Source organism: Marinobacter sp. H13, from assembly GCF_059072335.1.
On the sequence record NZ_JCACRU010000009.1, the window covers coordinates 80,655 to 94,327 of the forward strand.

The 13,673-nt window shown below is 59.2% G+C and carries 10 protein-coding genes and 2 pseudogenes; 5 read left to right on the plus strand and 7 right to left on the minus strand.

Going from position 1 to position 13,673, the window contains the following annotated elements; genetic code table 11:
• Positions 1–140 precede the first annotated feature (140 nt).
• Positions 141–1,430, minus strand: coding sequence for an ISL3 family transposase (locus AC5JQH_RS21870; RefSeq protein ID WP_286255801.1), 1,290 nt, complete (start codon positions 1,428–1,430; stop codon positions 141–143).
• A gap of 114 nt (positions 1,431–1,544) precedes the next feature.
• Complete coding sequence (locus AC5JQH_RS21875) at positions 1,545–2,984, minus strand: MFS transporter (protein WP_333973341.1); 1,440 nt, start codon at positions 2,982–2,984, stop codon at positions 1,545–1,547.
• 356 nt (positions 2,985–3,340) lie between these two features.
• Between AC5JQH_RS21875 and AC5JQH_RS21880 the strand changes: the two genes are divergently transcribed.
• Positions 3,341–3,544, plus strand: a complete 204-nt coding sequence (locus AC5JQH_RS21880) for a heavy-metal-associated domain-containing protein (protein ID WP_063977589.1) — start codon at positions 3,341–3,343, stop codon at positions 3,542–3,544.
• Between the two features lie 160 nt (positions 3,545–3,704).
• On the opposite strand, the pseudogene cueR reads toward AC5JQH_RS21880, so the two are convergent.
• From cueR to AC5JQH_RS21895, 3 genes and pseudogenes are all read right to left on the minus strand, one after another.
• Positions 3,705–4,085 (minus strand): annotated as a pseudogene (gene cueR / locus AC5JQH_RS21885) (Cu(I)-responsive transcriptional regulator); the annotation flags it as partial.
• Positions 4,086–4,139: 54 nt separating this feature from the next.
• Positions 4,140–6,680: a heavy metal translocating P-type ATPase gene (locus AC5JQH_RS21890; RefSeq protein ID WP_198517597.1), complete on the minus strand. Its 2,541-nt coding sequence runs from the start codon at positions 6,678–6,680 to the stop codon at positions 4,140–4,142.
• A gap of 395 nt (positions 6,681–7,075) precedes the next feature.
• A complete protein-coding gene (locus AC5JQH_RS21895) occupies positions 7,076–7,894 on the minus strand; it encodes an MFS transporter (protein ID WP_493806023.1) in 819 nt (272 codons plus the stop codon).
• 28 nt (positions 7,895–7,922) lie between these two features.
• Here AC5JQH_RS21895 and AC5JQH_RS21900 point away from each other — a divergent pair.
• Positions 7,923–8,012: pseudogene (locus tag AC5JQH_RS21900) on the plus strand (transposase); the annotation flags it as partial.
• The gene (locus AC5JQH_RS21905; protein WP_011347539.1) at positions 7,979–9,010 is read left to right on the plus strand and encodes an IS3 family transposase; all 1,032 of its coding nucleotides are present in this window, start codon (positions 7,979–7,981) and stop codon (positions 9,008–9,010) included. The pseudogene AC5JQH_RS21900 and the gene AC5JQH_RS21905, both read left to right, overlap by 34 nt.
• A gap of 131 nt (positions 9,011–9,141) precedes the next feature.
• Here the strand turns inward: AC5JQH_RS21905 and AC5JQH_RS21910 are convergent, their stop codons facing one another.
• Positions 9,142–9,582, minus strand: a complete 441-nt coding sequence (locus AC5JQH_RS21910; protein WP_008786759.1) for a carboxymuconolactone decarboxylase family protein — start codon at positions 9,580–9,582, stop codon at positions 9,142–9,144.
• A gap of 132 nt (positions 9,583–9,714) precedes the next feature.
• On the opposite strand from AC5JQH_RS21910, the gene AC5JQH_RS21915 reads away from it, so the two are divergent.
• Entirely contained in the window at positions 9,715–10,479 is a 765-nt protein-coding gene (locus tag AC5JQH_RS21915; protein ID WP_001389365.1) for an IS6-like element IS6100 family transposase, read from the plus strand.
• Positions 10,480–10,497: 18 nt separating this feature from the next.
• On the opposite strand, the gene AC5JQH_RS21920 is transcribed toward AC5JQH_RS21915, so the two are convergent.
• A complete protein-coding gene (locus tag AC5JQH_RS21920; RefSeq protein WP_395034770.1) occupies positions 10,498–10,635 on the minus strand; it encodes a recombinase family protein in 138 nt (45 codons plus the stop codon).
• Positions 10,636–10,760: 125 nt separating this feature from the next.
• On the opposite strand from AC5JQH_RS21920, the gene AC5JQH_RS21925 reads away from it, so the two are divergent.
• Positions 10,761–13,646 (plus strand): Tn3 family transposase, encoded by a 2,886-nt coding sequence (locus tag AC5JQH_RS21925; protein ID WP_001138082.1) that lies wholly within the window; start codon positions 10,761–10,763, stop codon positions 13,644–13,646.
• Positions 13,647–13,673 lie beyond the last annotated feature (27 nt).

Sequence of the window (13,673 nt, forward strand, 5' to 3'; positions counted from 1 at the left end):
ACATGCCCCCGGCCATCGATAAAAGCGGGGGACAGTAGCTGGTTCTATGGCCTGACGGCCACTCGGAGGTGGGTCAAAATTAGGGTATACGGATTTAATGGTTGATTGGGCATCTTCACCCCACCAACCTGATACCACCCTCAGATGGTTGATAGATCGACCCCGTAGTTGAGTTCCTCTGCGAAGTCCGGCAGTCCGTAACCGATGGTTTTCTTGTGGAACGGAGAGACCTTTGCAGTCGGGGGCTTCTTCTTGTGCTTCGTGGTGTACAGCATTCGTGCCCGCATCACCTCGAAGGAGTAACCACGCCCTTCACGGTTCTTGTCCTTCGCCAGTCGGTTGATGGACTCCGTGTAAGCGTTGGTGACGGGCATGTCCGTCTCGAAGTAAGTCATGATCTCTTCGCGCCAGTTGCCTACAGCCCTGACCAGATCGCTCCAGACTTCCTTCTGGCCCTTCGGAATGGTGGCTATCCAGTCGTCCAGGGCGGCTTCTGCCTGTGGCCGTGTGGTGGCATTCCAGATGCCGTAGAAGCGCTCCTTGTGCTCGTAGGCGGCCAGCAGTTGCGGGAATGCGCCAGTCCAGGTCTCCATAATGAGGCGTTCCCGGTCTGATACTTCGTGAGCGCGTTTCAGCAGGAGTTTCCGGTCTCCCTTGAGAGTCCGGCTCTGGGAGGGTTTCAGCTCCTTTCTGAGGCCCTTGCGGACCTTTTCCAGGGCATCGTTCGCCATGCGCACCACATGGAACTTATCGACCACGATACGGGCCTGGGGCAGCACAGCCTTGACCGCTGCCCGGTAGGGGTTCCACATGTCCATGCTGACGATCTCGACCTTCTGCCGGTCTTTCAGCTTCATCAGGTAGTTGGTCACCACGTCCTGGCGGCGGGTGGCCAACAGGTCGAGCAGGGTTCGCTCCTCAATGTTGGTCAGAATGCAGCGGTAGCGCTTGTTCAGGTATAGCTCGTCGATGCCCAGAATGCGGGGCGTCTCGAAGCGGTGCCAGCGCCCCAGGAACTCGGCGCGGGCGTTGAAGATGTCGCGCACCGTCTTCTCGTCCAGGCCGGTCTGTGCCGCCACAAAGGTGTAGGGGTGGTTGAAGGATTCCTTCTCCACGTACTCATGCAGCCGCAGTGTCATACGGAATCCGTCCACCATCTCCGGTAGCTGGGGCCTGAATGTTGTCTTGCAGGCCCGGCAGGTGTATCGGCGGCGGACCACCCAGAGAGTGACCCGCTTACCGTGGATGGGCAGATCACGATAGGGAACGTCACGCTTGCCGAACCGTACGAACTCACCCTGCACGCCGCATTCCTCGCAGGCGATGGGATCGGGCGCGTCCACCTGGAAGTGCATTTCGTCGTCGGTGGATTTGCAGCCCAGCACCTGGTACTCAGGCAGGTGCAGGATGTTGTCGGGCATTTCGGTCATGCGGTGTTCTCCTCATGGTGGAAGCTCCATAGCTATTGCGACAGATTCCCATTAATCATCAGTGTGGCGCAGTACGGGTTTGGCAGACTGCGCCGTAAAGGGAAGAAGAACCGGTCAATGCAAGGGACTATCGCCAAGTGTGGAAACCTGTCCTTTCCTGGCGTTGACAAGTAAGGCCACGATGATGGCTGCGATGCCAAGAGCAACCCCGCTCGCCGCAAGTCCCAAGCCATAACCCTGAATCAGCGCATCACCGGCTGACTGCACCAGTTCGGCATCGCCGACTTCCCGACCGCGATACAGAGAAGCAAATGCCTCGGGCATCCGACTGGCCGTGACGGAGACAGAAATGCTCGAAAGGATAGCCAGCCCCAACGCAACACCAATCTGTTGCGACGCGTTGAACAACGCCGATGCGATGCCGGTCTCCTGTGCTTGCACACCCTTCACGGCCGTCAATGCCAGCGCAATGACCGCTCCCACGAAACCGAAGGCGGTGAGGAAGGCGGCTGGCATGAAGTGCCAGCTATAGTCGAGTTGTTGCCCGATGGTCGAAAGCCAGAACAATGCAGCGCTAGCGACCAGCGCAGCCGGAGCTGCGACCTCGCGCGGCGTAAAGCGCATGACAAGCTTTGAACTGACAACAGCACCAATGATGATACCCACCCCAAAGGGCAGAAACGCCATGGCGGTCAGGGTCGGGCTATAGCTGAGGATGTGCTGCAAATAGAGCGTCAGCAAATAGATCATGCCCATGGGGCCGAAGCCCAGCAGCAGCATGGCCAGGTACGAACCGGATCGGTTGCGATCCTTGAACAAGCGGAGCGGCAAAAGTGGATCACTGCTGCGCGACTGTAAAACCAAGAACAGCGGCAGCAGGATAGCCGTAGTGGCGAATGCAATGAGCGTAATGCCATCGGTCCAGCCATGTTCACCACCACGGGTAATTCCATAGACGAGTGCTGCCATGCCGATGATGCTGGAAAGCGCTCCCGTCAGGTCGGGGCGTCCCTTGTGCAATTCCGCTTCGACAAGTGTTCTCGAACCAGTGAGCACCGCCAAACCGATGGGTACATTGATGAAGAACGCCCAACGCCAGCCAAGCAGGCCTGTCAGAAATCCTCCAAGAATCAATCCAGCAATAATGCCAAGGCCAGACATTGCTCCGTAGACGGCCATGGCCTTGTTGCGCTCCTTGCCTTCCGGAAAGGTCGTGGCGATCAACGCCAGGGCATTGGGCGCTGTCAATGCTGCGCCGAACCCTTGGAGGCCGCGCGAGGCAATCATGCTCACGGTGTCCTGGGCCAGGCCAACGAGAAGCGATGCAACCGTAAAGATCGCCATGCCGACCTGCAACATACGCCGACGTCCATACAGATCGCCCAGCCTGCCACCGAACAGGAGCAATCCGCCAAAGGCGAGAATGTACGCATTGATCACCCAAGGCAGGTTCGCTGCCGAGATTCCGAGGTCATTCTGGAGTGTTGGCAACGCAATATTTGCGATCGTATCGTCAAGCACCACCATGAGCTGGGCGGTGGCGATAACGGCCAAGGCCAGACCGAGTGGGCGCTCTGGTCTGCCTGAGTGAGAAGGGGACTCTGTGGATATCGATTAACTCCTTTGTGTTTAGTGCGATTACCGAACACCGGTTGCGCTGACTTTTCACAAAAGGGTAATCGTTCCAATGGTTGGAAGGTCAAGGCTGCGTTTGCATGCCTTGCACAGAGAGACTGTCGGCATCGGCCAGGTCTTATCAATAGCCGTGCATTTGGCAGCCCGTCGGCACAGAGCACTCGACAAATCAAAGTCTGAGGCTCCGCAGTTGACCTTACCAGCGTTGGAAAGACTAGATTGGTCGCTGGGACGATCAGGTTCCTCAATTCTCTGATTCTGTGAAGGAGTTCGATATGTATCGATTCAACGTTAACGGCATGACCTGTGGCCACTGCACATCCGCCGTCGAAAAAGCCATTAAAAGTATCGACCCACAGGCGGAAGTATCTACAGATATAGAACACGCCGAGGTCACCGTGCGCAGCCAGGTCAATGAGGCGCGTATCAGTGATGCCATCCGCGAGGCTGGGTACGATAATCAGCACCTTGCCGGGTAATCATTCAGGTCAGGGCAAGGACGCCGCTTCTGAAGTAGACGCGTCAGCGCTTCTCTTTCCCGCGACGTTGCGTGCAATTGGGTTCAATCCCGATAGCCCCGAAGCGCGTGGAATTAAGTTCTCGCTCACCCTTAGGCGTTCCTTTCACTACGCCATCCCCGGCCAGACCGCTGATAATCGGGCAGTCCGGCCGAGCGTCGCCCTGGCAGTTTTCCGCCAGGTGCTTGAGTGCACGGCTCATTTCCTGGAGTTCGCGCGCCTTGAGCTCAAGCTCCGCGACATGCTCAAGCGCAAGACGTTTGACGTCGGCGCTCGCACGACCCCGGTCGCGCCAGAGCGCAACCAGTTTATTCATCTGCGCCACCGAAAACCCGAGATCCCGTGCGCGCCGGATGAAGCGCAGGGTTTGCACATCCTTGTCCGAGTAATCCCTGTATCCAGCTTCAGTTCGCAACGCTTCCGGAATCAAGCCGATCGATTCGTAGTAGCGGATCATCTTCGCCGATACACCCGATGCCTCCGCTGCCTTTCCAATATTCATAGCCATGCCTCTCCAGATAACATCAAGCCTGCACTGTGGCAGGCTCGGTTGTCCTTATTTCGCTTGTGCAAATTCCACCTGTCTCTGCGACACGTCGTTGTCGTCCGTCCCCATGGGTGAGCGGAAATGACGCAATCTCAGTGCATTGCCGAGTACAAACACCGACGACAGTGCCATGGCGCCGGCAGCGAAGACGGGCGAAAGCAGGATGTCGTAGGCCGGATAGAGCACACCTGCCGCGACCGGAATCAAAGCCGTGTTGTAGGCAAACGCCCAGAACAGATTTTGTCGGATGTTGTCGATGGTTGCCTTCGACAAGGCGATCGCCTTTGGCACACCTTGCAGGTTACCCGACATCAGCACCACATCAGCCGCTTCAATGGCAATGTCCGTACCTGTGCCAATGGCAAGACCTACATCCGCTTCGGCCAGAGCGGGAGCGTCGTTGATGCCATCACCGACGAACGCCACCTTGCCGTGCTCTCCCTTAAGGCGGCGCACCGCGTCGACCTTGCCGTCCGGTAGCACTTCCGCCACCACCTCGTCGATCCCGAGTCGCGCCGCGATGGCCTTGGCCGTGTGGGCGTTGTCGCCGGTGATCATCGCGACCTTGAGCCCGAGATCGTGCAGGGCCTTGATGGCAGCAGGCGTCGTTTCCTTGATCGGGTCGGCAACGGCGATAATCGCCGCAAGCTTGCCCTCTATCGCAGCATAGAGCGGAGACTTACCCTCGTCGCCGAGGCGTTTGGCGACCTTGGAGAACGCCGCCACGTCGTGACCGAGTTCGCTCATGTAGCGGTCAGCACCTATCTCGACCCGCTTGCCACCGGCCTCAGCCTTCACGCCAAAACCCGTCACCGATTCGAAGTTCGACACGTCCGGCAGTGAGATGTTCTCCGCGGCGGCGTTCACGATCGCACGGGCGATCGGGTGTTCGGACTTGGCCTCGACGGCCGCGATCAGACCCAGGACGTTTGCACGTTCGAATCCAGCAGCCAGTTCCAGGTCGGTCAAGGCGGGTTTGCCTTCCGTCAACGTGCCCGTCTTGTCAACGGCGACGACCTTGGCGTCCTTGAGCAGTTGCAGCGCTTCGCCCTTGCGGAAGAGCACGCCCAGCTCGGCACCGCGGCCGGTGCCCACCATGATCGAGGTCGGTGTGGCCAGCCCCATGGCGCAAGGGCAGGCGATGATCAGGACCGCAACGGCGTTGACCAGCGCGAAAGTGAGCGCGGGCGACGGGCCGAAATAAAGCCATGCAGCGAAGGTGAGCGCGGCCACGGCGAAGACCGCCGGCACGAAATACATCGTCACCTTGTCGACCAGCGCCTGAATCGGCAGCTTCGACCCCTGCGCTTCTTCCACCATGCGGATGATCTGCGACAGAACGGTGTTGCCGCCGACAGCCGTCGCACGGATGGCGAACGCGCCTTTCTGGTTCACCGTTCCGGCCACGACCTCGCTGCCGTTCGTCTTGGAGACGGGGATCGGCTCGCCGGTGATCATCGATTCATCGACATAGCTTTCGCCTTCGATGAGTTCGCCATCCACCGGGATGCGATCGCCGGGACGAACCTCGACGATATCTCCCGACAGGACGGAATCGATCGGCAACTCGACCGTCTTTCCGTCCCTGCGCACACGGGCCATCTTGGCCTGAAGGCCGACCAGGCGCTTGATCGCCTCGGAGGTGCGTCCCTTGGCGCGAGCCTCCAGCAACCGGCCGAGCAGGATGAGAGTGACGATAACAGCGGCGGCCTCAAAGTAGACGTTGACGGCTCCGTCGGGCAGGAACCCCGGCGCGAAGGTCGCCACGAGCGAATAGCCATAGGCTGCCATGGTGCCGACCGCGACCAGGGAGTTCATGTCGGGGGCAAGCCGCCCGAGGGCCGGAAACCCCTTGTGGTAAAAGCGGATGCCCGGCACGAACAGAACGATGGTTGTCAACACGAACTGGAGATACCAATTCGTCTCCATGCCGATCGTTGAGGCAATCAGGTCGTGCATGCCAGGAATGAGGTGTGAGCCCATCTCCAGAATGAAGACAGGCACGGTCAACACCGCTGCAATCGTGAAATCACGTGTCAGTCCACGGCGTTCCGCGTCCTTCTTCTCGGTGCGCTCATCGGTCTCGCCCCGACTGCTACCCGTAGCAGCCGCGATTACCCTGGCATCATATCCCGCGTTCTCGATAGCCGTCACCAAGGCGGTCGCATCGGCGCTGCCCTGGATCGTGGCTCTTTCAGTCGCAAGGTTGACAACGGCACTGGTGACGCCGGGCACAGCCTTGAGCGCCTTTTCGACGCGACCGACACAGGACGCGCAGGTCATACCTTCGATGGAAAGCTCTGTGGTCTCAGCAGGCACCGAATAGCCAGCTTTCTCGATAGCGTTGATGAGTGATCCGCGGTCGAGTGGCGAAGCGGACTGGATATCGGCACGTTCGGTCACCAGGTTCACCGTAACAGTGTCAACGCCCTCGACCTTCTTGAGTTCAGCCTCCACGCGCCCGACGCAGGAAGCGCAACTCATACCTTCGATGGGAAAGCTTGTCACCGTCACAGCCGACGGATTCAATTTGTCTTGAGTATGCATCATTCGTCTTCTCCACAAGCATCTCCTGATGATATTCCAGAAAGATAAACCTTCCTATTGTGGGAAGGTCAAGCGCTAAATTTCCTGATGCATAGTTACCACACCCAGTACTTACGGGAACATCGAATCCGGGTTTAGGTTGAAAACTCCATACGAGTGTTGTCAGCAGTCAGTGGCACATCGGACAAATTCGCGCTAAGGGAGCGTTCGAGGTAGACAGAAGGATGCGCGATGAATTCTCTAGTACCACAATCCTTACGCATTTGTTCCAGGCCTCGCCAACCAGTTTTTCCGTTGGGAAAGTGTAATTTGTGATTGCACGCCAAAGAGAAAATCAACCAGCTAATCCGAATACCCCAAAATATTAATGGCCAGTAGTGGGTCATTTTAATTGGCCACTAACATATAAGTCCGCCTGCCAAAAGGGAGGCTAGGCCGCCAATGCCGCCCCAAAGCGCAAACAGACCGGTTTCTGCTAAGTCGAAGTTGAAGGGGGCCTGCGCTAGTTTGAAGCTGATTGTCGTCCAGAATGCCGAAAACGCGGCAAAAACGACGGCACCCAAAAGACAAGAAAGGCGGAGGTCTCTTTCTCTACCGAACAAGTGCAAGAGCGACGAAATAAGTGAAAGATAAGGAATAGGTTTAATTGCTGACCTTCGTCGGGGTAATATAACCGGAAGGATAACCGCTGATATCACCATTAGGATTGAAGCGATGAGGTATACGTTCCGCCATCTCAGCGAATTGGCGCCTATGCCAGCGAGCATTCGGGAAAATAGGATGCCGAGTACGAGACCGGTCTGTACCGCTGCTATTACTCGTCCTCGTCTCTCAGGCCGGGTAAGACCGGCTGCAAGCGGTAACACGATTTGGGGTACACATGTACCCATACAGATCACGAAGCTCAGAGTGGCCAGGACACCAAGAGAGGGTGAGAACGAAGCGGCAAAGAGGGCTAGCGCGACACCAGCCAGGAGGTACCTAACCAGCGACCGTGGTTCATTTCGATCCCCGAGAGGAACAACTAGAACGATGCCCAGCGCGTAACCAAGCTGAGAAACCGTCGCAATTGATCCCGCTTCTTGAGGACTGGTTCCAAATTCTGCCGCTATGGCGGGTGACGTGCTCCCCTGAAATGTGACCGATTTTGAGTAGAGTCCGACGCGAAGGAGTCGGACGGATATGAAGCGGAGCAGGTTCAGCGAAGAGCAGATCATTGCGATCTTGAAGGAGCAGGAGGCTGGGATGGCGACGGCGGACGTGTGCCGCCGCCATGGGATCAGCTCGGCGACGTTCTACAAATGGAAGTCGAAGTATGGCGGCCTGGAGGTGTCCGAGGCACGGCGACTGCGCGCACTCGAGGACGAGAACGCGAAGCTGAAGAAGCTGCTGGCCGAGGCGATGCTGGACAACGTGGTGCTGAAGGATCTAGCCACAAAAAAATGGTAACGCCCGGCGCTAAGCGGGAAGCCGTCGCTCATGCTCGTGAACACCACGGGCTGAGCGAGCGTCGGGCGTGCAACCTGGTCGGTGTGAGCCGGCGGGTGATCCGGTATCGATCGTCGCGGCCGGACGATGGTCCGCTGCGGCAGCGTCTTCGCGAACTGGCGGCGGAGCGTCGCCGGTTCGGCTATCGGCGTCTGGGCTATCTGCTGGCGCGCGAGGGCATTACGCCCAACCACAAGAAGCTGTTGCGGGTATATCGCGAAGAGAACCTGCGGGTACGCCGCCGCGGTGGCCGCAAGCGCGCCTTGGGCACTAGGGCACCGATGGTGCTGCCGGATGGACCGAACCAGCGCTGGTCGCTCGACTTCGTCTCCGATACCCTGACCTGCAGCCGGCGGTTCCGCATCCTGTGCGTGGTCGACGACTACACGCGGGAATGCCTGGCGCTGGTGGCGGACACGTCGCTCTCGGGCGTGCGGGTCGCGCGGGAGCTGACGCGGCTGATCGGCATGCGCGGCAAGCCGCATACAGTTGTCAGCGACAACGGCACCGAGCTGACCTCGTCGGCCATCCTGCGTTGGTCGCAGGAGCGGCGGGTCGAGTGGCACTACATCGCCCCGGGCAAGCCAATGCAGAACGGCTTCGTCGAGAGCTTCAACGGGCGCTTGCGCGACGAATGCCTCAACGAGACGCTGTTCACGTCGCTGCCGCATGCCCGGTTCGTGCTTGATGCCTGGCGGCATGACTACAACCACGTAAGGCCGCACTCGAAATTGGGCGGGAGAACCCCCGCCGAGAAAGCCGGTAAACCTGTCTGGGAGCATGCCCCCAGACAGGTTGCCATCACCTCAACTAACCATCATGTAGGAGCCGGACTCTACCTCTGACTGGTAACAATCAGGGGAGCACGTCACGGGCAACATGGACTGGTTGAAGTACACGTTTGCCACAGTCAATGCGGACGCGACAGCCATTAGGCTTATCGCTAATCCGCTGAGCTGATCCTCGGACCTGATATTCATGCCTTGGCACCATCAGCGACCTGAGAGTGTGGCCCCAAGACTTGTGCCGCCGCCGAAATTGCGGCGATTGCTGTGGGAACACCTGCAACAATCGCTACCTGGGTAAGAACGCCGAAAATCTGGTCTCGGGTTGCACCCGCGCGTACCGCAGTGGGGACATGAAATTTGATGACATCAATTCCCGTTGCGCCCAACGCCGCGCCGGCTGCGATGATAACGAGTTCCCGGGTTTTCAAATCCAAATCGGTGCGGCTGTATACATCGCCGAAGACCCACTCAATCACATAGCGACCAAAATCAGGCGAGCTATCCTTAAATCCATCAAGGTATGCCTCCGTGGGAATGCCGGTGACTGCGGCGAATGTAGCAGATCCCCTGGCGAAACGGTCCTTTGAGACCTCAGCAGGCAAAGCGACGCTGGAATTTACGACTGACATGCTCTATCTCCTCGTTTGCACTGCACCGTGCAGTCTCCAAAATATACATTGCACAGTGCAGTGCAGTCAAGGGCTCTGTTGCAAAAATCGTGAAGCTTGAGCATGCTTGGCGGAGATTGGACGGACGGAACGATGACGGATTTCAAGTGGCGCCATTTCCAGGGTGATGTGATCCTGTGGGCGGTGCGCTGGTATTGTCGCTATCCGATCAGCTATCGCGACCTTGAGGAAATGCTGGCGGAACGCGGCATTTCGGTCGACCATACGACGATCTATCGCTGGGTCCAGTGCTACGCCCCGGAGATGGAGAAGCGGCTGCGCTGGTTCTGGCGGCGTGGCTTTGATCCGAGCTGGCGCCTGGATGAAACCTACGTCAAGGTGCGGGGCAAGTGGACCTACCTGTACCGGGCAGTCGACAAGCGGGGCGACACGATCGATTTCTACCTGTCGCCGACCCGCAGCGCCAAGGCAGCGAAGCGGTTCCTGGGCAAGGCCCTGCGAGGCCTGAAGCACTGGGAAAAGCCTGCCACGCTCAATACCGACAAAGCGCCGAGCTATGGTGCAGCGATCACCGAATTGAAGCGCGAAGGAAAGCTGGACCGGGAGACGGCCCACCGGCAGGTGAAGTATCTCAATAACGTGATCGAGGCCGATCACGGAAAGCTCAAGATACTGATCAAGCCGGTGCGCGGTTTCAAATCGATCCCCACGGCCTATGCCACGATCAAGGGATTCGAAGTCATGCGAGCCCTGCGCAAAGGACAGGCTCGCCCCTGGTGCCTGCAGCCCGGCATCAGGGGCGAGGTGCGCCTTGTGGAGAGAGCTTTTGGCATTGGGCCCTCGGCGCTGACGGAGGCCATGGGCATGCTCAACCACCATTTCGCAGCAGCCGCCTGATCGGCGCAGAGCGACAGCCTACCTCTGACTGCCGCCAATCTTTGCAACAGAGCCGATATTGTCCCGTTCGACACCTGCGGCGCGCAAGGCGTCGTGCTGCAGGTCGAGAGACTGCGAGCCATCGGCTTTGGAGACGCGGGCATATCCGATCAGCATGTATCACAAACGTTGGTTTGAGGCGGCGCTTCGGCCACGATTGCATTGACCTCTGGAAATGTATCTCAACCAGCTTCATAAACAAAGCGTCTTGAACGCTATCAGATTTTGAAAAAGGAACATGTATGCCGCGTCGCGTCACTCTAACCGATCGGCAGAAAGACGCGCTGTTGCGCTTGCCGACTTCACAGACGGATTTGCTCAAGCACTATACGCTGAGTGATGAAGACCTTGGGCATATCAGGCTGCGTCGGCGCGCTCACAACAGGTTCGGCTTCGCCCTGCAATTGTGTGTCCTGCGCTATCCCGGCCGGGTGCTGGCTCCAGGCGAACTGATCCCTGCAGAGGTCATCGAATTTATCGGAGCGCAGCTTGGCCTGGGTGCCGACGATCTCGTAGACTATGCTGCCCGCGAGGAAACACGGCACGAGCATCTTGCCGAGTTACGGGGGCTCTACGGCTTCCGCACCTTCTCCGGACGTGGTGCGAGCGAGCTGAAGGAATGGTTGTTCCGAGAAGCCGAGATGGCGGTGTCGAACGAGGATATCGCCCGTCGCTTCGTAGCCGAGTGCCGACGCACCCGCACTGTCCTTCCCGCGACATCCACGATCGAGCGGCTTTGTGCCGCGGCTCTCGTCGATGCCGAGCGACGCATCGAGACGAGGATCGCCAGTCGGCTGCCTATGTCGATCCGAGAACAGTTGCTGGCATTGCTCGAGGAGACGGCTGATGATCGGGTGACCCGTTTTGTGTGGCTGCGCCAGTTCGAGCCTGGCTCGAACTCTTCGTCGGCCAACCGGCTGCTCGACCGGCTCGAATATCTGCAACGCATCGATCTCCCCGAGGATCTGCTTGCCGGCGTTCCTGCCCATCGGGTGACTCGTCTGCGCAGGCAGGGTGAACGGTATTATGCCGACGGCATGCGCGATCTCCCGGAGGACAGGCGGCTTGCGATCTTGGCTGTTTGCGTCTCGGAATGGCAGGCGATGTTGGCCGACGCAGTGGTCGAAACCCACGACCGGATCGTCGGCCGTCTCTACCGTGCTTCGGAGCGTATTTGCCATGCAAAGGTCGCAGACGAAGCGGGGGTGGTGCGTGACACCCTGAAATCCTTCGCCGAGATCGGGGGCGCCCTGGTCGATGCACAGGATGATGGCCAGCCGCTGGGCGATGTCATCGCGAGTGGGTCAGGGTGGGACGGCTTAAAAACCCTTGTTGCAATGGCAACCAGGCTGACCGCCACCATGGCCGACGATCCGCTCAATCATGTGCTCGACGGTTATCACCGCTTCCGCCGATACGCTCCACGCATGTTGCGCCTGCTCGATCTGCGAGCTGCGCCCGTTGCACTGCCGCTTCTGGAAGCGGTGACGGCCCTTCGTACCGGTTTGAACGATGCCGCGATGACCAGCTTCTTGCGGCCCAGCTCGAAATGGCATCGCCACCTTCGGGCCCAGAGGGCTGGCGACGCTCGCCTATGGGAGATCGCGGTGCTGTTCCATCTGCGCGATGCGTTCCGCTCCGGAGATGTCTGGCTTACTAGGTCCCGGCGCTATGGCGATCTGAAACACGCACTCGTTCCGGCACAATCCATCGCGGAAGGCGGTCGTCTCGCTGTGCCATTGCGGCCGGAGGAATGGCTGGCAGACCGGCAAGCTCGCCTCGACATGCGGTTGCGCGAGCTTGGCCGTGCCGCTCGCGCAGGCACGATCCCGGGCGGGTCGATTGAAAACGGCGTTCTGCATATCGAGAAACTCGAAGCCGCCGCGCCGACAGGCGCCGAAGATCTGGTGCTCGATCTCTACAAGCAGATCCCGCCCACGCGCATCACCGATCTCCTGCTGGAGGTGGATGCGGCGACCGGCTTCACCGAAGCGTTCACCCATCTGCGCACAGGAGCACCCTGCGCTGACCGGATCGGGCTAATGAACGTTATCTTGGCGGAAGGGATCAACCTCGGCTTGCGCAAAATGGCGGATGCGACAAACACCCACACCTTCTGGGAATTGATCCGCATTGGACGGTGGCATGTCGAGGGCGAAGCCTATGACCGGGCGCTGGCCATGGTGGTCGAGGCACAGGCAGCGTTACCCATGGCCCGGTTCTGGGGCATGGGCACGTCGGCTTCGAGCGACGGACAGTTCTTCGTCGCTACAGAGCAAGGTGAGGCCATGAACCTGGTCAACGCGAAATATGGCAATACCCCGGGCCTGAAAGCCTATAGCCACGTCTCCGACCAATATGCGCCGTTCGCAACCCAGGTGATTCCTGCAACGGCAAGCGAAGCGCCTTACATCCTCGATGGCCTGCTGATGAACGATGCTGGACGCCATATCCGCGAGCAGTTCACCGACACGGGCGGCTTCACCGATCACGTCTTTGCCGCATGTGCCATTCTCGGCTACCGGTTCGCTCCGCGCATCCGCGACCTGCCATCCAAACGGCTCTACGCGTTCAATCCGTCGGCCGCCCCGGCGCACCTGCGAGCGTTGATCGGCGGAAAGGTCAACCAAGCCATGATCGAGCGCAATTGGCCCGACATCCTGCGCATCGCCGCCACCATTGCTGCCGGGACCGTCGCGCCAAGCCAGATTCTGCGGAAACTCGCCTCCTATCCGCGGCAGAACGAGCTCGCGACAGCCCTGCGGGAAGTCGGTCGCGTCGAGCGCACCCTGTTCATGATCGACTGGATTCTGGATGCCGAACTCCAACGGCGTGCCCAGATCGGGCTCAACAAAGGCGAAGCTCATCATGCGCTGAAGCGGGCAATCAGCTTCCACCGCCGCGGTGAAATCCGCGACCGTTCCGCCGAAGGCCAGCATTACCGCATCGCCGGCATGAATCTGCTCGCCGCCATCATCATCTTCTGGAACACCATGAAGCTCGGCGAGGTCGTTGCAAACCAGAAACGCGATGGAAAGCTGCTATCGCCCGATCTCTTGGCCCATGTTTCGCCGCTCGGATGGGAACACATCAATCTCACCGGAGAATATCGCTGGCCAAAGCCTTAGCGTAGGATTCCGCCCCCTCCCGCAAAC

Excerpts from the sequence above, each read along its gene's own strand:
- AC5JQH_RS21870 (WP_286255801.1), bottom strand. The coding sequence starts at position 1,430 with ATGACCGAAATGCCCGACAACATCCTGCACCTGCCTGAGTACCAGGTG.
- AC5JQH_RS21880 (WP_063977589.1), top strand. The coding sequence starts at position 3,341 with ATGTATCGATTCAACGTTAACGGCATGACCTGTGGCCACTGCACATCC.
- AC5JQH_RS21890 (WP_198517597.1), bottom strand. The coding sequence starts at position 6,680 with ATGATGCATACTCAAGACAAATTGAATCCGTCGGCTGTGACGGTGACA.
- AC5JQH_RS21895 (WP_493806023.1), bottom strand. The coding sequence starts at position 7,894 with ATGATCTGCTCTTCGCTGAACCTGCTCCGCTTCATATCCGTCCGACTC.
- AC5JQH_RS21905 (WP_011347539.1), top strand. The coding sequence starts at position 7,979 with ATGGAAGTCGAAGTATGGCGGCCTGGAGGTGTCCGAGGCACGGCGACT.
- AC5JQH_RS21910 (WP_008786759.1), bottom strand. The coding sequence starts at position 9,582 with ATGTCAGTCGTAAATTCCAGCGTCGCTTTGCCTGCTGAGGTCTCAAAG.
- AC5JQH_RS21915 (WP_001389365.1), top strand. The coding sequence starts at position 9,715 with ATGACGGATTTCAAGTGGCGCCATTTCCAGGGTGATGTGATCCTGTGG.
- AC5JQH_RS21920 (WP_395034770.1), bottom strand. The coding sequence starts at position 10,635 with ATGCTGATCGGATATGCCCGCGTCTCCAAAGCCGATGGCTCGCAGTCT.
- AC5JQH_RS21925 (WP_001138082.1), top strand. The coding sequence starts at position 10,761 with ATGCCGCGTCGCGTCACTCTAACCGATCGGCAGAAAGACGCGCTGTTG.